At 71.1% G+C, this 26435-nt stretch carries 26 protein-coding genes; 10 read left to right on the forward strand and 16 right to left on the reverse strand.

Going from position 1 to position 26435, the window contains the following annotated elements; translation table 11 throughout:
• Positions 1 to 31 precede the first annotated feature (31 nt).
• The 4 genes from ABD333_RS19370 (at position 32) to ABD333_RS19385 (ending at position 3953) form a co-directional block, all read left to right on the forward strand.
• The gene (locus tag ABD333_RS19370; protein ID WP_344542773.1) at positions 32 to 487 is read left to right on the forward strand and encodes an SgcJ/EcaC family oxidoreductase; all 456 of its coding nucleotides are present in this window, start codon (positions 32 to 34) and stop codon (positions 485 to 487) included.
• A 57-nt stretch (positions 488 to 544) separates the two neighbouring features.
• Complete coding sequence (locus ABD333_RS19375) at positions 545 to 1024, forward strand: SgcJ/EcaC family oxidoreductase (protein WP_344542774.1); 480 nt, start codon at positions 545 to 547, stop codon at positions 1022 to 1024.
• Between the two features lie 123 nt (positions 1025 to 1147).
• Complete coding sequence (locus ABD333_RS19380; protein ID WP_344542775.1) at positions 1148 to 2737, forward strand: GMC family oxidoreductase; 1590 nt, start codon at positions 1148 to 1150, stop codon at positions 2735 to 2737.
• 25 nt (positions 2738 to 2762) lie between these two features.
• On the forward strand, positions 2763 to 3953 hold the full coding sequence (locus tag ABD333_RS19385) for an acyl-CoA dehydrogenase family protein (RefSeq protein ID WP_344542776.1): 1191 nt from the start codon (positions 2763 to 2765) through the stop codon (positions 3951 to 3953).
• A gap of 77 nt (positions 3954 to 4030) precedes the next feature.
• On the opposite strand, the gene ABD333_RS19390 is transcribed toward ABD333_RS19385, so the two are convergent.
• Complete coding sequence (locus ABD333_RS19390; RefSeq protein WP_344542777.1) at positions 4031 to 4591, reverse strand: dihydrofolate reductase family protein; 561 nt, start codon at positions 4589 to 4591, stop codon at positions 4031 to 4033.
• 40 nt (positions 4592 to 4631) lie between these two features.
• On the reverse strand, positions 4632 to 6116 hold the full coding sequence (locus ABD333_RS19395) for a DHA2 family efflux MFS transporter permease subunit (protein WP_344542779.1): 1485 nt from the start codon (positions 6114 to 6116) through the stop codon (positions 4632 to 4634).
• Between the two features lie 108 nt (positions 6117 to 6224).
• Here ABD333_RS19395 and ABD333_RS19400 point away from each other — a divergent pair, with 108 nt between their 5' ends.
• A complete protein-coding gene (locus ABD333_RS19400; RefSeq protein ID WP_344542781.1) occupies positions 6225 to 6599 on the forward strand; it encodes a YciI family protein in 375 nt (124 codons plus the stop codon).
• A 7-nt stretch (positions 6600 to 6606) separates the two neighbouring features.
• Here ABD333_RS19400 and ABD333_RS19405 read toward each other — a convergent pair whose 3' ends face one another.
• Genes ABD333_RS19405 through ABD333_RS19415 form a run of 3 tightly spaced genes read right to left on the reverse strand, consistent with a single transcriptional unit; the run spans position 6607 to position 9778 of the window.
• Complete coding sequence (locus ABD333_RS19405) at positions 6607 to 7491, reverse strand: SAM-dependent methyltransferase (protein WP_344542783.1); 885 nt, start codon at positions 7489 to 7491, stop codon at positions 6607 to 6609.
• A complete protein-coding gene (locus ABD333_RS19410; RefSeq protein WP_344542785.1) occupies positions 7488 to 8333 on the reverse strand; it encodes an alpha/beta fold hydrolase in 846 nt (281 codons plus the stop codon). Before ABD333_RS19410 ends, ABD333_RS19405 begins: the two co-directional genes overlap by 4 nt.
• Positions 8330 to 9778, reverse strand: a complete 1449-nt coding sequence (locus tag ABD333_RS19415) for an FAD-dependent oxidoreductase (protein WP_344542786.1) — start codon at positions 9776 to 9778, stop codon at positions 8330 to 8332. Before ABD333_RS19415 ends, ABD333_RS19410 begins: the two co-directional genes overlap by 4 nt.
• Positions 9779 to 10034: 256 nt before the next feature.
• Here ABD333_RS19415 and ABD333_RS19420 point away from each other — a divergent pair, with 256 nt between their 5' ends.
• From ABD333_RS19420 to tpx, 3 genes are all read left to right on the forward strand, one after another.
• A complete protein-coding gene (locus ABD333_RS19420) occupies positions 10035 to 10214 on the forward strand; it encodes a hypothetical protein (protein WP_344542788.1) in 180 nt (59 codons plus the stop codon).
• 68 nt (positions 10215 to 10282) lie between these two features.
• On the forward strand, positions 10283 to 12322 hold the full coding sequence (locus tag ABD333_RS19425) for an acyltransferase family protein (RefSeq protein ID WP_344542790.1): 2040 nt from the start codon (positions 10283 to 10285) through the stop codon (positions 12320 to 12322).
• A gap of 29 nt (positions 12323 to 12351) precedes the next feature.
• On the forward strand, positions 12352 to 12861 hold the full coding sequence (tpx, locus tag ABD333_RS19430; protein WP_344542792.1) for a thiol peroxidase: 510 nt from the start codon (positions 12352 to 12354) through the stop codon (positions 12859 to 12861).
• Here the strand turns inward: tpx and ABD333_RS19435 are convergent.
• From ABD333_RS19435 to ABD333_RS19485, 11 genes are all read right to left on the reverse strand, one after another.
• Positions 12851 to 13819 (reverse strand): zinc-binding dehydrogenase, encoded by a 969-nt coding sequence (locus ABD333_RS19435; protein ID WP_344542793.1) that lies wholly within the window; start codon positions 13817 to 13819, stop codon positions 12851 to 12853. The two genes, tpx and ABD333_RS19435, sit on opposite strands and share 11 nt — an antisense overlap.
• A gap of 20 nt (positions 13820 to 13839) precedes the next feature.
• A complete protein-coding gene (locus tag ABD333_RS19440) occupies positions 13840 to 14478 on the reverse strand; it encodes a maleylpyruvate isomerase N-terminal domain-containing protein (RefSeq protein WP_344542794.1) in 639 nt (212 codons plus the stop codon).
• Positions 14479 to 14492: 14 nt separating this feature from the next.
• Complete coding sequence (locus ABD333_RS19445) at positions 14493 to 15734, reverse strand: MFS transporter (RefSeq protein ID WP_344542796.1); 1242 nt, start codon at positions 15732 to 15734, stop codon at positions 14493 to 14495.
• On the reverse strand, positions 15731 to 17086 hold the full coding sequence (locus ABD333_RS19450) for a hypothetical protein (RefSeq protein ID WP_344542797.1): 1356 nt from the start codon (positions 17084 to 17086) through the stop codon (positions 15731 to 15733). Before ABD333_RS19450 ends, ABD333_RS19445 begins: the two co-directional genes overlap by 4 nt.
• Position 17087: 1 nt before the next feature.
• Positions 17088 to 18368, reverse strand: coding sequence for an ATP-grasp domain-containing protein (locus tag ABD333_RS19455; protein ID WP_344542799.1), 1281 nt, complete (start codon positions 18366 to 18368; stop codon positions 17088 to 17090).
• Positions 18361 to 19620 (reverse strand): ATP-grasp domain-containing protein, encoded by a 1260-nt coding sequence (locus tag ABD333_RS19460; RefSeq protein WP_344542801.1) that lies wholly within the window; start codon positions 19618 to 19620, stop codon positions 18361 to 18363. Before ABD333_RS19460 ends, ABD333_RS19455 begins: the two co-directional genes overlap by 8 nt.
• An 18-nt stretch (positions 19621 to 19638) precedes the next feature.
• The gene (locus ABD333_RS19465) at positions 19639 to 20427 is read right to left on the reverse strand and encodes a GNAT family N-acetyltransferase (RefSeq protein ID WP_344542802.1); all 789 of its coding nucleotides are present in this window, start codon (positions 20425 to 20427) and stop codon (positions 19639 to 19641) included.
• A 12-nt stretch (positions 20428 to 20439) separates the two neighbouring features.
• Positions 20440 to 21471 (reverse strand): glycine amidinotransferase, encoded by a 1032-nt coding sequence (locus ABD333_RS19470; protein WP_344542804.1) that lies wholly within the window; start codon positions 21469 to 21471, stop codon positions 20440 to 20442.
• The gene (locus ABD333_RS19475) at positions 21468 to 22232 is read right to left on the reverse strand and encodes an SDR family NAD(P)-dependent oxidoreductase (protein WP_344542806.1); all 765 of its coding nucleotides are present in this window, start codon (positions 22230 to 22232) and stop codon (positions 21468 to 21470) included. The genes ABD333_RS19470 and ABD333_RS19475 overlap by 4 nt, the downstream gene beginning before the upstream one ends.
• Positions 22229 to 22900 carry a guanitoxin biosynthesis heme-dependent pre-guanitoxin N-hydroxylase GntA gene (gntA, locus tag ABD333_RS19480; protein WP_344542808.1) on the reverse strand — a complete coding sequence of 224 codons (672 nt, stop codon included), beginning with the start codon at positions 22898 to 22900 and terminating at the stop codon, positions 22229 to 22231. The genes ABD333_RS19475 and gntA overlap by 4 nt, the downstream gene beginning before the upstream one ends.
• 104 nt (positions 22901 to 23004) lie before the next feature.
• Positions 23005 to 23715 carry a heme oxygenase-like domain-containing protein gene (locus tag ABD333_RS19485; RefSeq protein WP_344542810.1) on the reverse strand — a complete coding sequence of 237 codons (711 nt, stop codon included), beginning with the start codon at positions 23713 to 23715 and terminating at the stop codon, positions 23005 to 23007.
• Between the two features lie 439 nt (positions 23716 to 24154).
• Between ABD333_RS19485 and yczR the strand changes: the two genes are divergently transcribed.
• Both yczR and ABD333_RS19495 read left to right on the forward strand, forming a co-directional pair.
• Complete coding sequence (gene yczR, locus ABD333_RS19490) at positions 24155 to 25615, forward strand: MocR-like transcription factor YczR (protein WP_344542812.1); 1461 nt, start codon at positions 24155 to 24157, stop codon at positions 25613 to 25615.
• A gap of 23 nt (positions 25616 to 25638) precedes the next feature.
• A complete protein-coding gene (locus tag ABD333_RS19495; protein ID WP_344542813.1) occupies positions 25639 to 26376 on the forward strand; it encodes an MOSC domain-containing protein in 738 nt (245 codons plus the stop codon).
• Positions 26377 to 26435: the final 59 nt, after the last annotated feature.

A 26435-nucleotide genomic window follows, 5' to 3' on the forward strand; every position in this document is an offset into this window, starting at 1 on the left:
CCGCGCCGTCCCGACACGAGAAGGAGACACCATGACCAAGGAGGCTGCGTCCCTCGTGGCCAACGCCAAGCAATGGGCGACCTATTACGGTGACTTCCCCAATGGGGAGGAAGGCGCCGTTCTCACCGCCCCGCTGCGCGTACGGGCCGCCTGGGACGCCAACGACGCGGACGCCTTCGCCGAGATGTTCATCGAGAACGGCAGCATGCTCGTCGGCGACACGCAGCTGACCAGCCGCGATGACATCCGGTCGTACATGGCGGAGTCGTTCGGCGGGCCCTACCAGGGCTCGCGGCTGTCGGCCACGCCCCAGGAGATCCGCCTGCTGACCGACTCGGTCGCCATCGCGACCTTCCAGGGCGGCGTGCTGCGCGCCGGCGAGGACTCCCTGGCGCCCGGCGCCGCGGTCCGGACCATGTGGGTGGTCGTCAAGCGCGCCGGTGACTGGCGCGTCGCCTCGTACCAGACGAGCCCGATCAAGGGCTGATCCGCGCGGGGCCTCCCCTGGTGCCCGCACCCCTCACTAGCGACAAGGAGCACCGCCATGACCACCCGGACATCGTGGGGAGCCGCTTCGACGATTCTCAGTGCGGCCGGTGTCAGCGAGGACACCTCCTACTACCGCGGTTACACGGGCGAGGACGAGAAGGCCGCGCTCACCGTGCCGATGCGCATCCAGGCGGCGTGGGCGGCCAACGACGCCGACGCCTTCGCCGACGTCTTCGCCGACAACGGCAGCCTGCTCATGCGGGACGACCAGCTGACGAGCCGGGAAGAGATCCGGTCGTACATGGCCAGGGCGTTCCAGGGCCCGCTGGCGGGAGCCCGGGTGAAGGGCTGGCCCGTGGAGATCAAGTTCCTCACCGACGAGGTGGCCGTGGTCATCACGGAGGGCGGAATCATGCTGCCCGAGGACACCGAGGTCTCCGCCGCGAACTTCATCCGGGCCACCTGGGTGATCGCGAGGAGTCCCGACGGCGCCCTGAAGCTCGTCTCTCACCAGAGCAGCCCGATCAAGGCCTGACGCGGGCGGGCCGGTCCGGCGGTCCCCGTGGCGCCGCGTGACACGCGACACGCGGCGCCACGCGGTGTCCACCGGGCCGGCCGGCCACCGCCGGCCATGGTCACGCCGTCCAAGGAGAAGCACATGTACGACTACGTCATCGTCGGCGCCGGGAGCGCCGGCTGTGTCCTCGCCGCGCGCCTGTCGGAGGATCCCGGGACCTCGGTCTGCCTGATCGAGGCGGGCCCGCCGGACACCGCCGAGAGCATCCACGTCCCGGTCGCGTTCGGCAAGCTGTTCCGGACGCATCTGGACTGGGACTACGACACCCATGAGGAACGTTTCCTCGGCCGCCGCCGCGTCTATCTTCCCCGGGGCCGCGTGCTCGGGGGTACCGGCTCCATCAACACCATGGTCTATATCCGGGGCAACCGGCTCGACTTCGACGGCTGGGGCCAGCCCGGGTGGGGCTTCGACGATCTCCTGCCCTATTTCAAGCGCTCGGAGGACAACGAGCGGGGCGAGTCGGCCTACCACGGCGTCGGCGGGCCGCTCGCCGTGTCCGAGGGCCGTTCCAACAACCCGATGTCCGCGGCCTTCGTCGAGGCCGCCGCGCAGGCCGGGTTCGCGCTCAACGACGACTTCAACGGCGCGGAGCAGGACGGATTCGGCTTCTTCCAGCTCACCCAGCGCGACGGCAGGAGGTGCAGCACGTCCACCGCGTTCCTGCATCCCGCGGCGGATCGCCCGAACCTCACCATCGAGACCGACCTCCAGGTGCACCGCGTGCTCATCGAGAACGGTGCCGCCGTCGGGGTCACCGGAACCCGGCTCGGCCGGGAGGCCACGTTCCGCGCGGCCCGCGAGGTCGTCCTGTGTGCCGGGGCGTACAACTCGCCGCAGCTGCTGATGTTGTCGGGCATCGGCCCGGCGCAGCTGCTCGGCGCCTTCGGCATCGACGTGGTGCTCGACCAGCCGCAGGTCGGCCAGAACCTGCAGGACCATGCCCTGGTGCCGCTGGTGTTCACCCACTCGCAGCCGATCAGCCTGACGGCGGCCGGGAGTCCCGAGGACGTGCGGCGGTTCCTTGACGAGGGCCGCGGACCGCTCACCGCGAACGGGCCGGAGGCCGGCGGATTCGTACGGACGAGCGACGACCTCCCCGCCCCCGATGTGGAGTTCCTGGCCGCGCCGGTCATGTTCGCCGACAGCGGGCTCGGCACCCCCACCCAGCATGCGATCTCGTTCGGCCCGTCGATGCTCACGCCCCGGTCCCGCGGCCACGTCACGCTGGCCTCCGACGACCCGACCGCGAAACCGAAGATCTCGCACAACTACTTCGCGGCCGACGGCGATCTCGACGCCGCCGTCGAGGCGACCCGGATCGGGCTGCGCATCGCCCGGCAGAAGGCGCTCAACCCCTTCCGGGAGGCGCAGTTCGAACCGCCCGCCTCGGAGTCCGACGAGGACCTGCGCGCCTATGTCAGGCAGTACACCCACTCGATCTTCCATCCGGCGGGGACCTGCGCGATGGGCGGCGTGGTCGACGCCGAGCTCCGGGTCACCGGCATCGACGGACTGCGCGTCGCCGACGCCTCGGTCATGCCGACGCTCGTCCGGGGCAATCCCAACGCGCCCACGATCGCGATCGCCGAGAAGGCCGCCGACCTGATCCGCGGCTCCGCGCCGCCGCCGCGGACGGCCCTGGCCGCGGCCGACACCCATCGCCCGTGACCCCCAGCGCACAGGAGACAACGAAATGAGCAGTACGACGAAGGCACCGCCCTCAGCCGAGGAACTGGTCCGCCGCGCCACCGAGCTCGTGCCGCTGCTGCGGAAGAACGCCACGTGGACCGAGGAGAACCGGCGGCTGCACGACGAGACGATCGAAGGCCTCGCCGACGCGGGGCTCTTCCGGATGCGGGTCCCCGCCCGCTATGGCGGCTACGAGTCCGACACCCGCACCCTCCACCGGGTCCTGACCGAGCTGGGCCGGGGCGACGGCTCGGTCGCCTGGACGGCCTCGGTCTGGACCATTCCCGGGTGGATGGTGGGCATGTTCCCGGACGAGGTCCAGGACGAGGTGTACTCGACTCCGGACGTCCGGGTGTGCGGCACGCTGAGCCCGTCCGCCGCCGCGACGCCGGCGGACGGCGGCATGGTGGTCAGCGGGCGGTGGAGCTTCATCAGCGGCGCCCTGCACAGCCACTGGCAGGAGGTCATCGCCATGGCCCCGACCCCGGACGGGGCGGGCCAATGGCCGGTCATGGCGCTGATCCCGCTGTCCGATCTGGAGATCATCGACGACTGGTACACCTCCGGACTACAGGGCTCGGGGAGCGTGACCACGGTGGCGAACGACGTGTTCGTCCCGGCGGCGCGCGTCGTGCCGCTGCCGGCCGTGCTGGAGGGGCGGACGGCCTCGGTGCGCAACGCCGAGACGGCCATGTACCGGAACCCGCTGCTCGGCGTGGCCAACGCCTCGTCGGCCGGCACGGTCATCGGCCTGGCCAAGGCCGCCCGGGAGGTGTTCCTGGAGCGGATGGGCGAACGCAAGATCACCTATACGGACTACGCCCGGCAGAGTGATGCGGCGATCACCCATCTGCGCCTGGCCGAGGCGACGATGAAGATCGACGAGGCCGAGTTCCACGCCGACCGGATCACCGCCCTCACCGACGCCAAGGGCGCCGCCGGCGCACCGTGGACGCTGGAGGAACGCGCGCGCACCCGGGCCGACATCGGCGCCATCTGCCGGCTGGGCAAGGACGCGGTGGATCTGCTGAGCCTCGCCAGCGGCGGTTCGTCGATCTACAGCAAGGTGCCCATGCAACGGATCACGCGCGACATGCACGCGGTCAACCTGCACGCCCTGATGGTGCCGGATACCAACTTCGAGCTCTACGGTCGCGTGCTCTGCGGCCTGGAGCCCAACACGGCCTACATCTGAGCCCCCGTACGGACCGCCCGATGCGACGGCCCCGGCAGCTGGCCGAAACCAGCCGCCGGGGCCGTCGCATCATGGGGTCATCCCACCGCGTACCGCAGCATCGTGTTGCCGGACTCGAAGGTGCGCGAGTCGAGCAGCTTGAGGTCCTGGTGCCCGACGCCCTCGAACATCGGCTTGCCCTCGCCGAGGACGACGGGAGTCAGCGCGATCAGGTACTCGTCGATCAGTCCCGCCCTGGCCAGCTCCTGGGCGATGGTGCCGCTGCCGAAGATGACGATGTCGGGACCGTCGCCCTGCTTCAGCTTCTCGACCTCCTTCGCGACGTTGCCGCCGATCAGCTGGGAGTTCTCCCAGGTGACCTCCTTCAGGGTGGTCGAGAAGACCACCTTGGTCATCTTGTTGAGCTCGCCGGCGATCATCCGGGCCCCCTCGGGGGCCTCCGGGTTCTTCGCCACCGCCGGCCAGAAGCTCTCGAACTGCTGGTAGGTCACCCGGCCGAACAGGATCGTGTCCGGGCTCATCATCTCGTGCGAGGCCCGGTCGACCATGGGGTCGTTGATGAACCAGTCGATGTCGCCGTTCGGCCGGGCGTAGAAGCCGTCGAGCGTGACCCGGTTGTACATGACGATCTTTCTCATGATCACTCCTTGTGAGTGGCGTGCGCGTTTCCGCGCCTGACTAGCGAGGGGAGATCTCGGCGACAGGGCTGCGGGGCTCCGCCGAGACACGTTCGAGCAAGAGCAGCACCAGCACGCCGCACACGACCAGGAGGACGGCGGCGACCCGGAAGGACAGCACGAAGCCGTCCGTGGCGGCGACCGCCGGAGCGACGCCCGCGGCCACCTGGTCGCCGGTGTGCCGCAGCGCCAGCGCCGCCAGGAGAGCGAGACCGAGCGCCCCGCCCGCCTGCTGGGTGGTCGCCTGCATGCCGGACGCCAGCCCCGCGTCGTCGCCGGTGACCTTGTGCAGGGCGGCGGACGTCCCGGTCGGCATCACCAGACCCGCGGCCAGGCCGAGCACGACGAGCGAGGGCAGCACGCCGCTCGCGTAGTTCGTGTCGGTCTCCACCCCGGAGGCCAGGGCCATCGATCCCGCGGCGAGGAAGAATCCGAGCGCGAGCAACGGTTTGACGCCGACGCGCGGCATCAGCCCGGTGCCCAGGCCGATGCCGACGCCCATGGCGATCCCGAGCGGGACGTACGACAGCCCGGCCTTGAGCGGCTCGTAGCCGAGGACCTGCTGCAGGTACAGGGTCATGAGGAAGAAGAACGCGACGAACGCGGCCCCGAAGGACAGTCCGACGAAGTACGCGACCCCGCGGGTGCGGTTGGCGAAGAACCGCAGCGGGATCAGCGGCGAGTCCGACCGCGCCTCCACCACGACCATGATCGCCAGCAGTGCCAGGCCCCCGGCCAGCGGCACCAGGACGCGCCCCGACCCCCACGAGTGCTCGGCGGCCTGGAGCAGCCCGTAGACGATCGCCACGAGCCCGCCCGCCGCCGTGGCCGCACCGGTGACATCGATCCGGCCGCTCTGGTCGCGCGACATCCGGCTCTCCGACACCAGGCGCGGCACCATGATCAGCGCGAACAGCGCGATCGGCACGTTGATGAAGAAGATCCAGCGCCACGAGGCCAGATCGGTCAGCGCGCCCGAGATGACCACGCCCGACACGCCGGCGAGCCCCGCGATGCCGCCCCAGATGCCGATCGCCTTGATGCGCTCGGCGGTGTCGGGGAACAGCAGGATGATCAAGCCCAGCGACGCCGGCTGCGCCAGCGCCTCCCCGACGCCCTGGACGAACCGGCCGGAGATCATCATTCCGGGGAACGTCGCCGCGCCGCAGACGACCGACGCCACCGCGAAGACGATCACGCCCAGCAGGAACAGCCGACGGCGGCCGAACAGGTCCGCCAGCCGCCCGCCGAGCAGCAGGAGCCCGCCGGCCATCAGGACATAGCCGTCGACCACCCACGCCAGCCCGGCACGGGAGAACGTCAGCTCGCTCTGGATGCGCGGCAGCGCCACGTTCACGACGGTGATATCGACGACGAGCATGAACTGGACCAGGCCCAGCACCGCCAGCGCCCGCCACCGCCGGGGATCCGCCGGTGGCTGTTCTTCCTGCTCTTTCTGCCTGCTCGGCACCATCTCCGCGCCCATGGTCTCCTCCGATTCCTGGCCTACGGGTGCCTCTCGTAGGTATGTCGAAGCCAAGGCGCGGGATTCGACATAGTGGAGGAGAGCGTTCGGCGAACGGAGGAGCTGCCGGTGAAGTACCTGATCATGATCTACCACAGCCAGCGGTTGCACGAGAGATGGGAGGGCCTGTCCGAGGCCGAGCGCGAGAAGGGCATGCAGGCTCATCTCGCCCTCATCGAGGACCTGGTCGACTCGGGCGAGATGGTCGTCTCCGAGGCGCTGGCCGATCCGTCGATGGCCAAGCGCGTGTCGGTCGACAAGGACCGGACGAGCACCATCGACGGCCCGTTCCCCGAGGTCAAGGAGTATCTCGCCGGGTTCTACCTGATCGAGTGCGACAGCCTGGAGCGGGCCTTGGAACGCGCGGCGCAGATCCCCGAAGCCGCGGTGGGCGGCACGGTCGAAGTGCGGCCGGTGCAGACCAGCACGGGCCTGGAGATGTGAAGCCTTCTCACCGCGTGGCGGTGATCAACCGGGTGTGATTCGCGGCGTCGCTCATCACGCCGGGCACGACGCGGCCATAACGGCCGGCCGCCTCGGCGACGCGCTCGGCGCCGACCGTCCAGCCGCCCGCGCGGAGCAGATCGGCGGGGTCGGGCCGGGGATCGGTCTGCCACAGCGCGGCCACGGACACGCCGATATGGTCCTCAGCCGCGGCGAACCGCGACTTCAGGACCCCATGGCGGTCGTGACCCGGAGCCGCCTCCAGCGCCAGCCTGCTGCCCGGTGCCGACGAGTCCCCGATGCGGCCGAGCAGATCACGTTCGGCCTGGGGCGACAGGAAGGACAGCAGCCCCTCGGCCACCCAGACCGTCGGCTGGGCCGGGTCGAAACCCTCACCCGACAGCGCGGCCGGCCAGTCGTCGCGCAGGTCGACCGGCACCGCATGCCGGGCACAGCGGGAACGCGCGCCCGCCTCGCCCAGCACCTCGTCCTTGAACTTGATCACCAACGGCTGGTCGACTTCGAACAGGTCCGTTCCGGCGGGCCAGTCCAGCCGGTAGGCCCGGCTGTCGAGCCCCGCCGCGATCAGGACGACCTGGCGCACGCCGCCCGCGACCGCGTCGAGCAGGAACTCGTCGAAGAACCGTGCCCGCACCCCCATGTAGAGGGGCATGGAGTCCCACGGCGGGTCGAGGTCACCCGCCGCGGCGTCTGCCCGCGGCCAGTGGGCGTACGGCTCGGGAAGCTCGGACGCGGCGACGAACAGCTCCGCGAACGGGTCCTGGATCAGGCCGCCCGGCCGGCGCGTCTCCATGGCCCGGGCGAGCGCCACCGCCAGCGCCGTGACGCCCAGCCCGGACACGATGTCCCACTGCTCGTGCGTACCGGTCATCGCCCGTGCCTTTCCAGGTGTGCCAGCAGTTCCGTGGAGAGTCTCCGCGCCGCTTCCTCGGGCACCCAGTGCGAGACCCCTTCGAAGCTCTCGAACCGGTAGGGCCCGGACACCCAGTCCTCGGTGGCCAGCGCGGCGGCGGCGCCGACCCCGATGTCCTCGGTGCTCCAGACGTACAACGTCGGCACCGTGATCGGCCCGGCCACGACCTCCTCGGGCCGCGTCGCCCGATACCAGTTCAGCGCGGCGGTCATCGCCCCGGGCTCGGACAGCCGCCGTACGTACTCGTCCAGCTTCTCCGCGGGCACCGAGTGCTGGAGCATCCCCCGCAACCCGGCCGCACCGCCGTCGAGGAAGAACCGTTCCGCCCCGTCCCCCTCCTGCCGGAACATCTCCAGATACCCCGACCGGCGCCGCTGGTCCTCATCGCTCCGGAGCGCCTCCGCGAACGGCCCCGGATGCGGCACCGACACCGCCGTCAGCGTGCGCAGCCGCCCGGGATGCTGATCGGCCAGCGCCCAGGCCACCGCCGCGCCCCAGTCGTGGCCCACCAGGTCGAAGCGCGTCCAGCCGAGCGCGTCGGTGATGCGCAGCACGTCCCCGACGAGCTCCTTCATCTGGTAGCCGGCGACGTCCTCGGGCCGCACGCCGGGCGAGTAACCCCGCTGGTCCGGCGCGACCGCGCGCAGGCCGGCGGCGGCGAGCGCGTCGAGCTGGTGCTCCCATTCGAGGGCGCCTTGCGGGAAGCCGTGGAGCAGCAGCACTTCCCTGCCGTCCTCCGGACCGGCCGCCAGCGCGTCGAAGGCGCCCACCCCGGTCGGGATCTGCAACTGAGCGGTCATGACACTGCGCCTCTCCTTGCGTCAGACGTTCCTGGGGCGTGGACGGATGTCCCTGCGGCGTCGCCCGTACGCCGGGACGAGGCGGGCTTGTCGCGTGACAGCCACAGGACCTTGGCGACGAGACCGGGGCGCCACAGCACCCGGGGCGGATCGATCAGTCCCATGACGCGCATGAGTGCCGTGGTCACCGCGGGATCCTTCGTCGCCGCGTACTGCAGGCGGCCCGTGTAGGCGTTGTGCAGCCGGACGCTGATCGTCCGCGCGCCGGGCACGGCCGGGAAGTCCAGGTCACCGCGGGTGGACAGGCGCCAGGGACGGGTGATGATCCGGGCGAACTCGCCTTGCAGGCCGAGGGAATCGAGCTCACCGCGTCGCCGCAGGTGGGCGCGCAGCGCCATGGCCTCCATCGCGGCGACCGTCATTCCCTGGCCGTAGACCGGGTTGAAGCAGCAGACCGCGTCGCCCATGACCAGGAGCCGTTCCGGGAAGCGGGTCAGCCTCTCGTAGTGCCGCCACACGCTCGACGGGAACTTGAAGGACACCGGGTCGCTGGTGGGGTCGGCGTCACGCACGGCCTCGTAGATGTCGGGCACCGGCAGGGACCTGGTGAATTCGAGGAAGCTCTCCGGATCGGCCGGCGGGTCGTCACCGAGGATGCCGGTCAGCGACAGCCGGCAGTCGCCGGTCATGGCCTGGCCGAAGAAGGCACCACGGGGATGCGCCGGCGAGGCGACCGGATTGATGGCCTGAGGTCCGTCGAAGGTCCCCGGGCGCCTGCGGAAGGTACGCGTGGTGTACGCGAGGCCGATCTTCATGCGTTCTTCGGGGGGCCGCCCATATCCCAGCTCGCCCAGCCAGACGGGCAGCCGCGATCCGCGTCCGGTGGCATCGACGACCAGGTCGGCGTCCACCCGCGTGCCGGGCTCGTCCCCCTCGCCGTCCCGCGCCCGCAGACTGACTCCGGTCACCCGTTCACGGCCCGGCGTGGTGAGCAGTCCGAGCACCTCGGTCCGCTCCCGGTACTCGACGTTGGGAAGGGCGGCGACCCGTGACCGGAGATGGTTCTCCAGCACGGGACGGTTGCCGGCGATCGACTTCAGGCCGGTGTCGGCGGTGCGGATCGGCCGCGCGTCGAAGTACCAGCGCATCCGGCCGAAGTCGCGCACCGGCAGGCCGAGGGCCACCGCCTCGTCGAGCAGGTTCGGGAAGAGCTCGGAGAGGATCAGATAGCCCCGCGCGTGCAGGCCGTGCGCGTGCACGCTGTGCGGGGCGCCGCGCCGTGGACCGTCGACGCCCAGCACCCCGTCCCGGTCGACGACCAGCACCTCCCGGTACAGCTCGGACAGCACGCGGGCGGCGAGCGTCCCGGCGATGCTTCCCCCGACGACGACCGCGCGGTCGCCCAGTGGCCGGGCGAGGCCGTGGCCTCCCGTGTGCTCACCCATGACGGGCCCTCCATCTGCCGCAAACCGAAATGCACGGTGAATTCGCCGGCCGGGCAAATGAATGCCGGACATCAGGCGTGCATTCCATGCAAGCACCGCCCATCGGGCCGGTCATCTCCGACCGTGCCGTCCCCGGAAAGCCGTGGCGCACTTTCGAAGATGCCCGGCGCGCGCCGGGCGTGCCAGCCTCGGATCGGTGCCCGCCGAGCGGCGGCAGCGCATAAAAAAGCGATATCAAGCCGGAGGAGGCACAACCATGCCCAAGGTCACCGACAACGAGGACGGCAGCAAGACTTTCTCCGTCAACTCGCGTGAACTGAGGGAGCTGAAGAGCCTGCTGAACGAGCAGACGCTGAGCTTCAAGAAGGTCGTGCAGATCGCCGATGGCCCCGGCGTCCGGGAGACCCTGAAGTTCGTCAGGTCCGTCGTCTCCTGACCACGTCCTCCCAGGTAGCGCGGGCCGAACGCGGGCGAGGCCGGACAACAACGAGAGGGGATGTACACATGAGCTCTAGCGTCGATGTCACGGCCGGGGCCGGGACCGGGACCGCCAAGCGGGCCGGTGCGAGCAACCGGGATCCCGCGATTTACGGCATTCGGGGAATGGCGGCCCTGGCCCTGCTCACCGTTCATGTGGCGATGTTCTCCGGCCTGTTCGGCACGCGGGCGCTCGGTGAGCCGCGACCGCCGAGCAATTTCGTCGGCGCATTCTTCGTGAGTGGACTGCCTTCGTTCATCGGCGTCTTCTTCGTTCTGCCGGCGCTCTATCTCTACCTGCCGATCGCCCGGGCCATCATTTCCGGCCGGAAACGCCCGCCGCAGCGCAACGCCTTCATTCGCCGGCTGTTCCGGCTGCTGCCCGCCTACTACGTGATGTATCTGGTGGTGCTTCTGGCGCTGAACCGGGAGTCCATCGACGGCGTGGGCTACGTCCTGCGCCCGATCCTGCTGTTGCAGGTCTATCTGCCGAACCCCTTCGTGCCGAACCTGATGAACGGCATGGAGATCACGTGGACCGTCCCCTCCATGGTCCAGTGGTATCTGGCGCTGCCCCTGATCGCCTGGGCCACCCATGGGTACGCCCGGCGCGGGGCGACCCCGGCGAGCCGCGCCCGCCGGCTGATGCTGCCCGTGCCCATCCTGATCGCGGCCGGCGTCGGGTGGCTGTTCTTCGTCAAGGGCCAGGGCTGGGACAACCGCATGGTCTTCTGGTGGCCCCAGGGCTTCGCTCCCACGATCGGGATCGGTATGGCGCTGGCCATCCTGCTGGCGCTGTCCCAGGTCTCGCCCAAGGACACCGCGGGCGTGCTGCGCGTGGCCGCCCGCCGGCCCCCGCTCTTCTGGCTCGGCGCGCTGGCCGTCTACCTGGTGAACTGCGCCCGCCCGTTCAGCGTGATCGGCATGGACGCGATCTACTCGACCAGCGGCCTGCTGGTCACCTATCTCATGGTCGCGATGTTCGGCCTGCTGGCGGCGCTGCCGCTCACCGCGCCCGGGGCACGGTCCCAGGCGACCCAGCTCGTCCTCGGCAACAAGGTCGTGGCCCACCTGGGACGGGTGTCCTACGGCATCTATCTCTGGCACTTCGCCGTCATGCACGTCTACCTGCAGCCCGGCAGCGTCTTCGACGGGAATGCCAGGCCCATCCGTGAGCTCTACGGAACCGCCGGTTTCATAGAGCTGGAACTGGTCACGGTCATCGGCGCCGTGCTCATGGCCACGCTCAGTTACTACCTACTGGAACGGCCGGTCTCAGCATGGGCCGACCAGCGGTTCCGCGATCGGAAAGCAGGCGTCCCGGCGCTTGAGCGGGCCCGGCGCGGCGTCCGTTCCGCCGGTGACCCCACGGCGGCGCTGCCGGCCGCCGACGCGGCCACGGCGGAGCTGGCGCAAGCCGTCGCCGATCGCGACGCCATCCGCTCCAATCTCGTCGATCTCGAAGGCAGCCTCGGCAGGCAGCTGCTCGCCGGCGCCGAACTGACCGGTCAGACCATGCGGCGCTGGCAGACCGCGACCGCCGACCTGACCGCCCTGTGGGAGATGTTCAACGCGTACTCGGCGGTCGTGGACGACGCGGCCGGCGCCGCCAACGGCTCGCGCCGCCCGTCCGTGGACGTCGCCGAGCTGCTCACGGGACCCTCGGTCCTGCTGACCGGTTCCCCCGCGCCCCTGGCCCAGCGCCACATCACCGACAACGGGCAGGCCCGCGTCACGCCGTCCGCCGCCGTCGAGCAGATGAACCGCCTGTTCCGGCGCACCGCCGAACTGGTGACCGCCGCCGAGTGCGCCTGGACCGAGGTGACCGGCCACCTGGAGGGCATCACCGCGGACCTGGCCCGGGTACGGAGGCTGTCACCCGGCGACGACACGGAGCTGGCCTCGGCCGAGGCCGAACTGCGGCGCCTCCTCGCCACGCTCAACAGCGATCCGCTGTCCTTCTGGCACGACGACCGGCTCGACACCGAGGCCCTGGACGAACTGCGCCGGACCACCGCCATGCTGCTCGCGCGCGCTCGGCAGGACGACGGGGCGACCCGGGACTGACAGGCACCCGACCATCCGAGAGGGATCCCATGTCCACTCCGAACAGGACCACGAACTTCCGCGGCCGGCCGGTCACCCTGCTCGGCGACGAGGTGCGGGCGGGCGACCCGGCGCCGGACTTCACCGTCCTGGCCAACGACTTCACGCCGGTCACCCTCGCCTCGTCCAAGGGCCAGGTGCGCATCATCTCGGCGGTGCCCTCACTCGACACCGACGTGTGCGACCAGCAGACCCGCCGCTTCAACGAGGAGGCGGCCAGGGACATCACCGTGCTCACCGTCTCGGTCGACCTGCCGTTCGCCCAGCGACGCTGGTGCGGCGCCGCCGGTCTCGACTCGGTCCTGACCCTGTCCGACCACCGCGACCTGTCGTTCGGCCTCGCCTACGGCGTGGCGGTACGGGAGCTGCGCCTCCTCGCCCGCGCCGTCTTCGTGGTGGACGCCGACGACCAGGTCACCTACGCGGAGTACGTGCCCGAGATCGGCCTGCATCCCGGCTACGAGGCCGCCCTCGCCGCCGCCCGGGCCGCTACGGGGTGAAGACGATCTTGCCGAAGAGCTCGCCCTCGGCCATCGCCGCGAAGCCCTCGGCCGCCCGCGCCAGCGGCAGCGTCCGGTCGATGCGCGGCCGGACGCCGCTCTTGACCAGGAACCGCGCCAGCCGCTCCAGCTGGTCGCGGGTGCCCATCGTGGAGCCGACCACCGACAGCTGCAGGAAGAAGACGCGGTTCAGCTCCGCGAGCGGCACCTGGCCGCTGGTCGCGCCGGAGACCACGATGCGCCCGCCGGGCCGCAGCGACTTCAGCGAGTGCGACCAGGTGGCCTCGCCCACGGTCTCCATGACCGCGTCGACGCGTTCGGGCAGGCGCGCACCCGGCTCGAACGCCTCGTCGGCGCCCAGCTCCAGCGCCCGCTCGCGCTTGCCCTCGCTGCGGCTGGTGACCCAGACGCGGTAGCCCGCGGCGGCGCCCAGCGCGACCAGCGCGGTCGCGACGCCGCCGCCCGCGCCCTGGACGAGCACGGTCGAGCCCGGCAGCAGGCCCGCCTTGTCGAACAACATGCGGTACGCGGTGAGCCAGGCGGTCGGGAGACAGGCCGCCTCCTCGAAGGTCAGCTCCGCCGGCTTGGGCACGAGGTTGCGCCGCGGCACCGCGACCTTCTCGGCGAACGTGCCGTCGCGGGCCTCCGAGAGCAGCGAACGCTTCGGGTCGAGGGTCTCGTCGCCGCCGCCCCGGTCCGGGTCGCCGATCACCGCGTGCACGATGACCTCGTTCCCGTCCTCGTCCACCCCGGCCGCGTCGCAGCCGAGGATGATCGGAAGCTGTTCCGCGCGGAGCCCCACGCCCTTCAGCGACCACAGGTCGTGGTGGTTGAGCGCGGTCGCCTTCACCGTGACCGTGGTCCAGCCCTCGGGTACCGACGGCTCGGGCCGCTCGCCCAAGGTCAGGCCGTTCAAGGGATTGTCTGCGTCGAACTGCGAAGCCGTGACAGCGAACATGCCCGCACCCTATCTACGCCCTAGATTGCCGCGATGGTGGTGGGGGCGCGTTCGGCTCGGCTGAGGGCGCGGACCACGTCCACCGGTCCGTGCCGCTGTACCGCCAGGCGGGCCAGCAGCACGACCACGGTGTCGACGGCCCCGGACGGCAGCGGCGGCGTCGGCAGGCCGACGCTCACGGCCAGGTCGTCGGTGTGGACGACCAGCTCCATCAGGCGGCTGGTCACGAAGTCGTCCAGGCTCAGGGACCAGTCGCCCCACACGGGCAGGTGCACGGCCCTGGGCGGCTCGGCCGGCAGCCGGTCCCGGAGCTCGCCCAGGTCCTTCGCCGTGCGCGAGATCAGGGCCTGCGGCCCGTCCGCCGCCGCCTTCGCCTCGCCGCGCTGGATGCGGAGGTTGAACGGCTCGTCGAGACCGGTGCCGATCCATCCGACCCGTGCGTAGTAGTCGAGGATCTCGATGACCGGCTGCTCCGCGGGCGGTTCCGGGAGCACCAGCGCGACGAACGAGATCTGTCCCGCGAGATGGTTGGCCAGCGCCCCGACGGTGAGCCGGGGAAGGGCGCTCGGCTCGTCCCACGCCCCGGCGACCACCGGATCGTTCACCAGCGCCGCCACGGATTCCGCGACGGCCAGATAGTCCGCTCTGACCTGCGTCAACGCATCCCGCTCCCTCATGAGTCCCAGCGCCGCAGGACGGGCAGCGCGACGACGGCGACCACCAGCGACAGCACGCCTCCGATGATCCACGGTGCCACGAGTCCGTACGACTCGGCCACGAAACCGCCGGCGAGGGCGCCGAGGGGCGTGGCGCCGTAGGCGAGCATCCGGCTGGCACTCGTGACACGGCCCAGCAGCTCGTTGGGGATGAGGCGCTGCCGGACCGACATCGACACCACGTTCCACATCGCCAGGGCGATGGAGAAGACCGTGAAGAGCCCGACCACGACGAACGCGTTGCGGCCGAAGAAGCCGATCGCCAGCCATGCCGCCGGGCTGATGACCTGGACCGCGATGGCCACGTCCCGCGCTCCGAACCTCGCGACGATCCGGCCGCTGACCAGGCCGCCGAGCACGCCGCCCGCCGCCATGGCCGCGAGCAGCAGACCGAAGCCGAAGTCGCCGACGTCCAGTATCTCCTTCGCGAACAGGACCAGCAGCGACAGGGCCATCGCCTCGCAGAAGTTGCCCGCCGCGGAGATGAGGGTGAGCGCGCGCGGCAGTTTGGCGCGGGCCAGGAAGCGCAGGCCCTCGCCGATCTCGGCGAAGACGGCGCGCCTGACGGGTGGTTCGACGGGCGGCGGGATCGGGCGGATGCGGGCGATCAGGATGACCGAGGCCAGGAACGTCACCGAGTCCACCCAGAACGGGGTGGGCATGGCGAACGCGAACAGCGCCGCGCCGATCGGCGGGCCGAGGAACTCGCGCGAGACCGACTCGGCCGCGACGAGCCGTCCGTTGGCCGCCTCCAGATCGGCCGGGCGGACGATCGTCGGCACCAGCGCCTGGCTGGCGCCGGTGAACAGGATGTCCCCGAAGCCGATGCAGAACGCGAAGATGTAGAGCATCCAGATCTCGGACCACTCCAGGGTCGCGACCACGGCGATCAAGGTCACCAGCGACATCTGGGCGGCCTGCGTCCACATCATCAGCCGGCGCCGGTCGAGCCTGTCGATGATCACGCCGCCGAACAGCGCCAGCACCAGCCAGGGCAGCCGCCCGGCGAAGGCGACCCCGGCGACGAGCCGCGGGTCGCTGGTCAGTGCCGCGGCGGCCAGCGGAAGCGCGGCCAGCAGGGCGCCGTCGCCGAGCGTGGAGATCAGGCTCGCCGACCACAGATGCCGGAAGTCGCGGCGCGTGGCCCGGTCCTCCACCTCGTCCGGGGTCTTGCCCGATGCCAGCTCACCGGTGCTCACGGAGCTCGCTCACCACCGTCGTCGTAGTAGTAGACACCGGCGGTGCAGACCTTGCCGCCGGTTCCGATCACGGCGCTCTCCGGTGCCGGCAGGGTCCGCGCGTACGCGCCCGAGTGCCCCAGCGGCGTGTAGAAGAAGCCGTACACCGCGTGCCAGGGCTCCCCCTTGCCGGTGGTCGGATCGATCACCTCTTCGTCGCGCGGGACGACCCGTTCCTGGACGATGCAGCCGTCCGCGGCCTTCTCCCGCAGCAGCCGCGGCCAGTCGCGCTCCGCGACCTCCCAGCCGGCCACGACGCCGATGCCGCCGTACCGGCCGTTGGGCTTGACGATCAGGTCGCGGCGCCGCGCCACGCACTCGTCGACCAGGTCCGGGTCGTCGCGGAACGAGTCCGCCACCAGCTCGCGCGTCCACGGCAGCACCCGGTCGACGAGCGCGCGTTCCGCCGCGGTGAACCGGTCCCTGGCGCCGGGCGCGGACAGCAGCGCCATGCAGGTCTTCTCGCAGTAGATGTTGCTCTCCAGCGGTGTCCAGAGCACCGCGGCGCCCGCCTCGTGGGCACGAAAGATCAGTTCTGCGCGGGCCATGGCGTCGGCGTCACCGACGAGCTGGTCGGCCTCGAACGCGCGGTAGACGACGTCGATCGGCACGCCCCGCAGGTGCAGCCGGTCGCCGCGTTCCTCGATCTCGGTCACCTCGCCCAGGTGGATGTCGATGCCGAGCCAGCGCAGGACGTCCTCCAGCACGCGCCAGCCGTGCCCGCCCGTCACCAGCGCGCCCGGCCCCTCGATGATCGCGACCGCCGGTTCCCGGTCCGGCGCGACCGTGGCGCCGAGCTGCCGCAACAGCCCGGCCAGGTAGCGGCCGTTGTGGATGTAGGAGAGCCGGTGGTCCCCGGCGAACGCCCCGAACTCCTCGTCCGCGAGCAGCGACCGGCAGATCTCGCCGCCCCGCCCCCAGCCGCCGAGCTCGCTGCCGATGCCGAACTCCAGGAGCTTCATCGACGTGCCGTCGTGGTAGACGTCCGCGCGGCCGCAGTGCGGCGCCGAGGGTTCGCCGAGCCGCCGCATCAGCGTCGCGCGCTCGCCCGTCACCCGCACGGCCGCGCAGAACCGGTCGAGGTCGCCGTCGAAGAGCCGGTCCGGCAGCGCGGTGAGCAGGGCGACGAGCCGCTGGAGGTCGGCGGCGAACGCCAGCGTCTCCGCGCGCCCGAGGAACAGCGGCCGGGCGAGGAAGCCGCCCGGCCAGCGTTCGAACGTGGGGTGCTCCTTGAGGCGCCGGGTGAGGGTCGACAGGCCGCTGTCTCGCGAGCGGGCCCGCTCGTTGAACGCCTCGGCGACACGGTCGTTCATGTCAGTCCCCCTTCGGGCCGTGCGCCGGGACCCTCGACCAGGTCGCGCAGCCGGCCCGCCCGATGGGCTCGGCGATCAGCTCGTAGCGCGCCATGACCTCCAGCACGCCGCGCCGCACGGTGGCGTGGTCGGGTCCGCGCAGCCGGAAGCGGCCGCCGATGTGGTCGTAGCCGCCGGTCCCGTCGAAGACCGCCCCGACGTCGGGGATCACCTCGGCGTACACCTCGGGGACCACGCCGAGCATCGAGGTGCGCGAGAGAGCGCGGCTCGGCAGTGGACGCGGCTCGGGCACGCTGACCCAGCCGCCCGCCGCGGCGGGCCGGAACGCCTCGCGCGGCGTCAGCGGCGGCAGCCCGAGCGTCGCCCGGAACGCCTCCCCGAACAGGTCGATCCCGAACAGGTCGCGGTGGATGAACGCGACCTCCGCGCCGCCCGGCCGCAGGCCGATCTCCAGGAAGACCAGCTCGCCGTCCGGCCGCCCGAAGACCTCCAGGTGGAACGGGCCGTCCCGCAGGCCGAGCGCGTCCAGGCAGCGCGACGCGAACGCGATCAGCCGGTCGCGTGTGCCGTCGCCCTCGTCCAGCAGCAGCGAGCCGAGCGGCATGCCGTCCATGAAGTCCAGGCAGGTGTTGACGTAGACCGACGCGCTCACGAAATGGAACAGCCCGCCGCGCCGGATGCCGTCGACGTGGTAGATGTCGCCCGCCACGTACTCCTCGCACTCGTAGCCGTCCGGACCGGCCGGCGAGGAACGCGCGTCGGCCAGGGCCTCCGCCAGCCCGGCCACGGACCGCGCCAGCACCACGCCCTTGGAACCGGCGCCGTCGCGCGGCTTGAGGATGACCGGGAGCCCGAGGTCGGCGACCACCCGCTCCGCCGTGGTGTCCTCGCCGACCGCCTGGAACCGCGGCACGGGCAGGCCGGCGGCGCCGACGATCTCCTTCATCCGCGGCTTGTCGCGGAACGCGCTCACGAACTCGGGCGTCCAGCCCGCAATCCCCAGCGCGGTCCGCAGGCGCGCGGCCGTCAGCACGTCCCGTTCCGAGATGCCCACCACCCCGTCGAACGGGCCGAGGTCGGCGGTGAGGCGCCGGGCCACGGGCAGCACGGTCTCGAACGTGAGATCGTCCACCACCACCGTGTCCAGGGCGCCGTCGGTGTCGAGGATCGGCAGTCCGTGCTGGAGCGTGATGTAGGCGAGCCGGTGGTCCTTCGCCGGGACGAACCGGTGGTACTCCCCGAACTCGTCGTCGAACCGGTTGATGACGAGATACCTAGGCATCGTCCACCCCCAGGATCCGCACCGACTCGGTGATCTCCCGCCACCGCGCGGCGGCCTCGGCGTACGAGTCGGCCGTGTAGATCACGTGTCCCAGCCGGGCCCGGAAGTCCTCCAGCGGCGGCACCGGGTCGCCGGGCGACACGTACAGCTCGGCCTCCAGGATGTCGCCGCCGACACTCCAGGCGTCCCAGCCCGACACGCCGCCCACGGTCTCGACGCCCGGCGCGATCAGCAGCGCGATGCCCGCGTACTTGGCGCGCGGTGCCCGCGGCGGCGCGACCGTCGCGAGGTCGAGACCGGTGTAGGCGGCCAGCATCACGTTCGGCAGCGAGATCCCGGTGGCGAGCTCGACGAGCTCGATGATGTGGCCGCCGGGCAGCCGGGCGCCGATCTCGATGAGCACCGGCTCGCCGTCCACGAGCCGCAGCTCGCAGTGGAACGGGCCGAGCGTCAGGTCGAGCGCCGCGCACAGCCTCCGGACGAACGTCTCGACGGCGTCCCGGGTGGCCCGCGGCAGGTCGGCCTGGGCGATGTGGCCCGTCTCGACGAACGTGGGCTCGGGGCCGAGGAACTTGCCGGTGACCGAGGCGATCACGACCGTGCCGTCCGCGACGTACCCCTCGACCGTGAGCTCCGGGCCGTCGAGATACTCCTCCACGACCGCCCGGCCGTCCATGCGGCGCCCGAGGTCGGTCCGCGGATCGTTCAGCATCCAGTCGTAGGCCCGCCGCAGCCCTGCGTGGTCGTCGGCGCGCGAGACGTGCACGCTGCCCGCCGAGGCGCGCGGCTTGAGCACCAGCGGGAAGCCGACCTTCGCGGCGGCGTCCGCGAGCTGGTCCGCCGACGTGACCGTGGCGAGCCGCGGCACGCGCAGTCCCGCCTCGGCCGCCCTGGCGCGCATCAGCGCCTTGTCGCGCAGCCCGTCGACCGTCGCGGCGGGCAGGCCCGGCAGCCCGAGGCGGCCGGCCAGCCGCGCCACGACGTCCACGTAGAACTCAAAGCCCGGGATCAGCGCGGTCAGCGGCCGTTCGGCGTGCAGCCGCAGCACCGCCTCGGTCAGCAGGTCCTCGTCGTTGGCGTCCAGGACCACCAGCCGGTCGGTCAGCTCGCGCACCCCGTCCGACAGCCGCCGGTCCCCCTCGTCGTACGAGACGACGATCGTCTCCAGACCCAGCTCCCGCGCGCGGAGCAGGATCCCGCCGCAGCCCGGCGTGGGCTCCACCAGCAGGACGCGTCCCTCATACTCCGTCATCTCGCCCTGTTCTTCCTCTCATCGGTCGAGCACCACATCGGTCGCCGGCTGCGAGACGCAGAGCAGCACCTCCCCGTTCTCCGGCTTGGCCTCGGGCGGCATGTGATAGACCACCGACCCCTGCTTGAGCCCGGTCGCGCAGGTACCGCAGACCCCCGCCCAGCACAGCGACTCGGTGTCGATGCCGTGATGCTCGGCGAACCGCAGCAGCGAGTCGTGTTCCCACTCCCACGTGTACTCGCCGCCGGACCGCGCGAACCGCACCTGCGGCGCGGTGAGCGCCTCCAGCACCTCGCCCGAGCCCACCGGCGGGATCGTGCGGCGCAGCATCGTGGAGCCGCGGGACGCGTCGAGCAGCGCCACCCGGTCGGTCGGCAGCGTGGAGGGATCGGCGGGCTCGAAGCCCTGCCGCTCGAACCAGCGGGTCGTCGTCCGCGAGAACAGGATGACCCCGTCGTAGCCCTCGCGCCGGGCGGCGCCGAGCATGCAGGCCAGCAGGATGCGGCCCATGCCGAGCCCCTGCCACTGTTCCGCGACGGCCACGTTGAAGATCTCGGCGATGTCGCCGACCCGGCTCAGGCCGGCGCAGCCCGCGAGCACGCCGCCGACGTCCAGGACGAAGAACTCCTCCGCCCGCTCGTCGAAGAACCCCCGCTCACGGGTGATGAGGGCGCCCGACTTCATGAAGGGCCGCGACAACTCGAACACGCCGTCCACATCGTCCGCCGACGCCGGCCGGAACCGCACGTCGACGATGTCCGGCCCACCGCGGCTCAGCACGATGTCGATGTTCCTCTGACGGGTCATGAACGCGGCCCCCTACAGGTACGACTCAAGGGAGCCACGGCGCCGGACGTCGAGACTGCAGCAGTGGAACCCGCCGCCGAACGTGCGGCCGTGCCGGTAGGGCACCGGGACGACGGTGAGGCCCTCCTTCTCCAGCTGCCGGACCAGCCCGTTCTGCGCGGCCGGGACGATCACGGTCTCCCGGTCCACCGACACGATGTTCATCCCGATCCAGGTCGAGGCGCGGGCCCAGTCCAGGCCGTAGCCGTCGTCGGCCGGGTCGTCGAACCAGAGCGTCTTCCACGACCGCAGCGGCGCCGGGATGTCGTCCTGGCCGAGCCGTCCCGCGTTGGCGAGCAGCAGCCCGGGCCGCAGCAGGTGCAGCGTGGTGCCGACGTGGTCGTCGCAGATCGAGATCTCGTGGACGGTGAACTCGTCGCCGACCGCGCGGGCGAGCCAGCGCGCGCCGAGCCGGTTGCCCGTGTTGCTGACGTTGAAGAACAGGTCCGCGCCGCATCTGATGACGTTGGCGCCGTCGAAGAGCGGCTCGTGCTCGGCGAGGACGGGCCCGTCCGGAGTGAAGAGATAGGTCTCCTCGGGCAGCCGCGGCCGTGGCGCGGCGATCCAGCGCGCGCCGGCCTCGAAGTACTCGGTGAGCAGGCCGCGGTAGGGGAACGTCTCGGCGTAGCGCGCCCGTACCGGCATCGGCGCCTCCACGACCGTGGAGCCGACCACCAGCAGGCAGTCGCGCGGCATGAGGGCGTGGTTGGCCTCGGCCTCCCAGCCGGGCTGCGCCAGCCGTTCGCCGAGGCCGACCGGCTCAGGCCGCCGGACGCGCACGCCGAGGCCGGTGAGGGCTTCGGTGAACGCCGCGAGGTCCTCCTCGGTCTCCTCGATCACCCGGGCGAGCCGCGCCGCGTCCGCCCGATCGGTGCCGGCGCCGTCGAGCTGGAAGAAGTGCCGCAGGGAGGTGTCCACCGGCGGCAGGTGGTAGGCGTTCGCCGTCCCGACGACGATCTCCTCCAGCGGGTCGAAGTCGTTGTAGGAGCTGACGAGGCCGGTCATCTGGCGTCCTTTCGACGGGTCAGAGCGAGGCCGTACGGCTGGTCGAGCGACATGAGCTCGATGTAGTTCACGTTCACGTTCGCCGGACAGCGGTGCGCCCAGACGACCGCGTCCGCCACGTCGTCGGGGGTGAGCGGCTCGATGCCCGAGTAGAGCGCGTCGGCGCGGTCCCGGTCGCCGCCGAAGCGGACCAGGGCGAACTCGCTGCGCACCATGCCGGGAGCCACGCAGGTGACGCGCACGCCGCTGCCCTGCAGGTCGACCCGCAGGTTGGCGGTCAGGTGGTGGACGAACGCCTTGGTGCCGGCGTAGACGTTGCCGCCCATGAACGGATACTCGGCGGCCAGCGACCCGATGTTGACGATGTGGCCGCGCCCGGCCGAGCGCATGCCCGGCAGCACGGCGTGCGTGCAGGCGAGCAGGCCCTCGATGTTGGTCTGCACCATCGTGTGCCAGTCGCCCGCGTCACCGTCGTCCAGGGGCCCGAGGCCCAGGGACAGGCCCGCGTTGTTGACCAGGAGACCGATCTCCGCGCCGTCGCCGGTCAGGTCGGCGACCGCCGCCCGGACGGTGGCCCCGTCCCGCACGTCCACCTGGTTCACCCGGACGCGATCAGCGCCGTAACGTTCCACAAGCCCGGCCAGCCGCTCCTCGCGGCGCGCCCAGGCGGCGACATGGTGACCGTCCTTGAGCAGGTGTTCCGCGACGGCCCAGCCGATGCCCGAGGAGGCACCGGTGACCACCGCCCATGACGCCGTCATCGGGTGCTCCCTTCCCGGACGTGCGGCCGAAAGGGGCATTTCCAGTCGCCGTCCACCGCCATACCGGAATACTGAACGGCTTCCGAGGTCTCTCCGAATTCCGCGAGATTGGGATTCAATGAGCCCTGCAATGTCATCTCCCGAGCGCGCGTCTCGCGCTGGAGCCGTGGATAGATATTGCGTTGCTTGAGCCGGTCGAACTGGACATGTGAATTGAACGCGATCGCCGGACGCTCGAAACGCCGGGTGATCCGGGACGACCGCGGATGAAGTCCGACCACGAAGAACGGATGCTCGCCCACGCTGAACCCGAAGTTCGGCGACGCAGGATCCGAATCCACCCCTTCAGACCAGCCGAATCGCGCCGAATCGAGATCGTGCAGACGCTGCAACTGGTGCCAGAGAACCTCGTCGAACTCCTCCTCGGTCAGGTCGCCCGGACCGTCGAAGGTCGCCACGAAGGACGCCAGCAGAAGGTCGATGTCGTCCTTGGCGGCCGCGAACCCGGCGAGGTCGGCGTGCAGGGCCTCGGTGGTGGCCTCGTCGCCCATCACGCCGTAGTGCCGGTGCACGATGGTTCCGCGCCGCTCGGCGGTCTTGGCCGCGACGCAGGAGAACGAGTCGCCGGCCACCTTGTCGATGAGTGCTTGCCGAACGTCGTCAGGCACCGACGACGCCCCCGTGGTTGGTGCTGTGCTCACACTGAGTCCCGTCTGGTGGTCCACCAGGGACCGGCCGTGGCCGCCGCTGGGCCACGGCCGATCGACCGGTGTCAGACCTCGGCCAGTTCGGGCGTGGCCTCCGCCCGCCGGCCGACGGTCGCCTCGTACAGTTCCTGGAAGTAGTCGCCGATCAGGTCGATGTAGGTCACCAGGTCCTGGTAGGCCTGCTCAGGGTTGCCGAACCCCTCGACCGCGAGCGAGACGGTCTTGAACATCAGCTCGTCGTGGTCGTGGTCCTCGTCGAAGTCCAGGTGCGACTGCGAGCCGCGGGTGAACTCCTTGCCGAACTCCTCGGTGGCCTTGTTGAGGATGATCTGGTTGTAGCGGTCGGAGTACCACTCGACGAACCAGTCCCAGACCGTGGTCGGCGCCGGGCCGCGCGAGTCGGCGGCGAGCCGCAGGTACCCCATCAGCTTGGCGGTCGACGGGAACACCGGCGTGGCGTTGAGCTCGTCCATCGTGAGCCCGAACTTGACCAGGTCCCGGGTGAACATGTTCTCGTGGCCGTACTCCTCGGCCAGGTACTGCGCGAGCTTGGCCGCGAGGGCGTCGTCCTTGGAGCCCACCTTGAACAGCGCGTACGAGTCGACCTCGTTGTTGAGGCGGATCCGCAGCACGGTCTCGGTCTTGTGCCGGACGAAGTACTCGCGGTCGGTCCATTCCCCGGTGTGGAACTCGCGCATCTTGGTCACGCGCTCGAACTGCCGCTCAATGCTTTCCTGGGCGAGTTTCTCCAGCCGTTCCCGATCGAGCTTTGCCACGTGCTCTCCCCTTGCGTTCTGCCTATGCCGAATTGCGTTCTGCCTATGCCGAACGTGCATACGCATCCTTAGGGAGGCCCGGCGGCCGGGCATAGAGCCAATCCGGAACCCTTGGCCCCCTCGGGGCCGGACGGGCTTTGGCCGCTTCCGGCCGCACGGCACCTGACCTGATACGTCGAGCCGAGTGAGCGGCCTGGTCACCCGCCGCCGCTAGGTTGCGGGGACATTACGGACTATCGTGTCGGTGATCAAGCAACGAGGGGCCGGCTGACGAGGGGCCGGCCTACGGTCCGGGCGGCTGATCGACCTTGTCTCCCTTGAACCGGGCTGTCACCATGACCGCGCTCCCAGAGCATGACCGCGCTTCGGACGAGGTCCCTCGCCCCCACAAGGGGCCGAGGGCCCTGCCGGGGCTCTTAGGAACGGGGCACGTGAATCCATGACCCATCCTAGAGTTAACCGATCGTTTAACTCTGTTAATGCCGAGCAACTCGCCAGGGTCCTCGGGCCCTGGTCACGCGAAGGCGTCATCTACGAAGAGCTCGCCGCGGCGATCCGCTACGTGATCAACGACGGACGGCTCCAACCCGACACCCGCATGCCCGCCGAACGCGCCCTGGCCCAGTACCTGGGCGTCAGCCGCAACTCGGTGGCGGCGGCGTACGGCCTGCTGCGCACCGAGGGCTACCTGCACAGCCGCCGCGGCGCCGGCAGCTACATCTCCCTGCCGCCCCGCGCCGACACTCCCCGCGGCGTCACGTGGGCGCCGGACCCCGCGCCCGCGGAGATCGACTTCGCCATGGCCTGCCTGCCGGCACCGGAGCCGCTGCTCACCCAGACCGTCGTGGAGTGCGCGCCGGAGCTGGCCCGGCACACCGACCAGCCCGGTTACGACCTGACCGGCATTCCCTCGCTCCGCAAGGCCATCGCCGACCGCTACTCCCGCCGGGGCCTGCCCACCCTCCCCGAAGAGATCATGGTGACCAACGGCGCCCAGCAGGCCTGGACGCTGCTGCTCCGGCTCTTCGTGGCCAACGGCGACCGCGTCCTCATGGAGTCCCCCGTGCATCCCACGGTGCACAACGCGATCCGCCACGCCGGGGGACGTCCGGTGGCCGTCTCCGTGGGCACGGACGGCTGGGACGTCGACATGGTGCGGACGACCCTGCTTCGGGCGCGCCCGGTGCTCGGCTACCTGATGCCCGACTTCCACAACCCGACCGGGCAGGTGATGCCCGCCCAGGCCCGCCGCGCGATCGCGATCGCCGCCCGCGAGGCGGGCACCCGGCTGGTCGTGGAGGACACCGTCTCCGACCTCAGCGCCGAACCCGGCCGCCTGCCCCTTCCGCTCACCGCGCACGGCAACCCGTCGCGCATCATCACCATCGGCTCGATGAGCAAGGTCTGCTGGGGCGGCCTGCGCATCGGCTGGATCCGCACGACCTCGACCCTGATCGACCGCCTGGTCCGCGTACGGGAGTCGCTGGACGCCGGCAACCCCATCGTCCAGCAGTACATCGCCGCGCGGCTCTTCGAGAGCTACGACGAGCTCGTCATCACGCGCAGGCGCGTCCTGACCGAGCAGCGCGGAACGCTGATCGGCGCCCTGCGCGACCACCTCCCCGGCTGGTCCTTCACCGAGCCGGCCGGCGGCCTGGTCCTGTGGGCCGACATCGGCCGTCCGGCGAGCTCCCGGCTCTGCCGTGCCGCCGCCGCCCACGGGGTACGCATCCCCGCGGGCCCCCGTTTCGGCATGGGCGGCACGCTGGAGAACTACGTGCGCATCCCGTTCGTGCACCCGCCCGAGACGCTGATCGAAGGTGTCCGCCGTCTCGCCGTGGCGCACCAGGAGGTCTGCGACCGGTCCAAGGCAGCGCGATTGGATCTACACACCGTCTGACCTCCGCTGGCACGCTCAGCGGCATGATGTGGGTCTCGGAACTGTGGCGTTACCCGGTGAAGTCCCTGGGCGGCCAGCGAGTGACCGATCTCGAGCTCGGCCCCCGGGGCGTCATCGGCGACCGCGCCTTCGCCCTGGTCGACGCCCGGACCGGCAAGGTCCTCACCGCCAAGCGCATGCCCGTCCTCCTGCGGGCCCGCGCGCGCCTGCAGAGCGGCGGCGCGGAGATCGTCCTGCCCACGGGCATCCGGGTGCACAGCTCCGATCCCGCCGTCGACATGGTCCTGAGCGCCTGGCTCGAACGCCCCGTCCACCTCCTCCACACCCCCGCGCAGGGCGCCCGGATCGAGGAGTACGGCGACGACGACTCGACCTTCGAGCTCCCGCCCTGGGGCTTCGTGGACGATTCCCCCCTCCACCTGCTCAGCCGCGCCACCCTCCGCGCCGCCCGCGAATGGCACCCCGAGGGCGCCTGGGAGGTCCGCCGCTTCCGTCCCAACATCGTCCTCGACGGCGCGGAAGAACCCCCCGTCGACCACCACGTCGACCTCGGCCAAGCCCAGATCCACGTCACCGGCGGCTGCCGCCGCTGCGTGATGATCACCCAGCCCCAGGAAGGGCTCCCGGCCGACCGTGCCATCCTCCGCTCGGTGACCACCCGTTCGGCCGCCAACCTGGGCGTCTACGCCGACGTCACCCACCCGGGCACCGTCTCCCTGGGCGACAAGGCGGCCCTCACGCTCACGGCCTCAGCCCTCTGACCTGCGTCAGAGCCGCACGGGTCCCAAGCACGCGGTGGCCCGCATCCTGGGGATGCGGG

The sequence above is a fragment of the Actinomadura fulvescens genome, assembly GCF_039533225.1.
Lineage (GTDB): Bacteria > Actinomycetota > Actinomycetes > Streptosporangiales > Streptosporangiaceae > Spirillospora > Spirillospora fulvescens.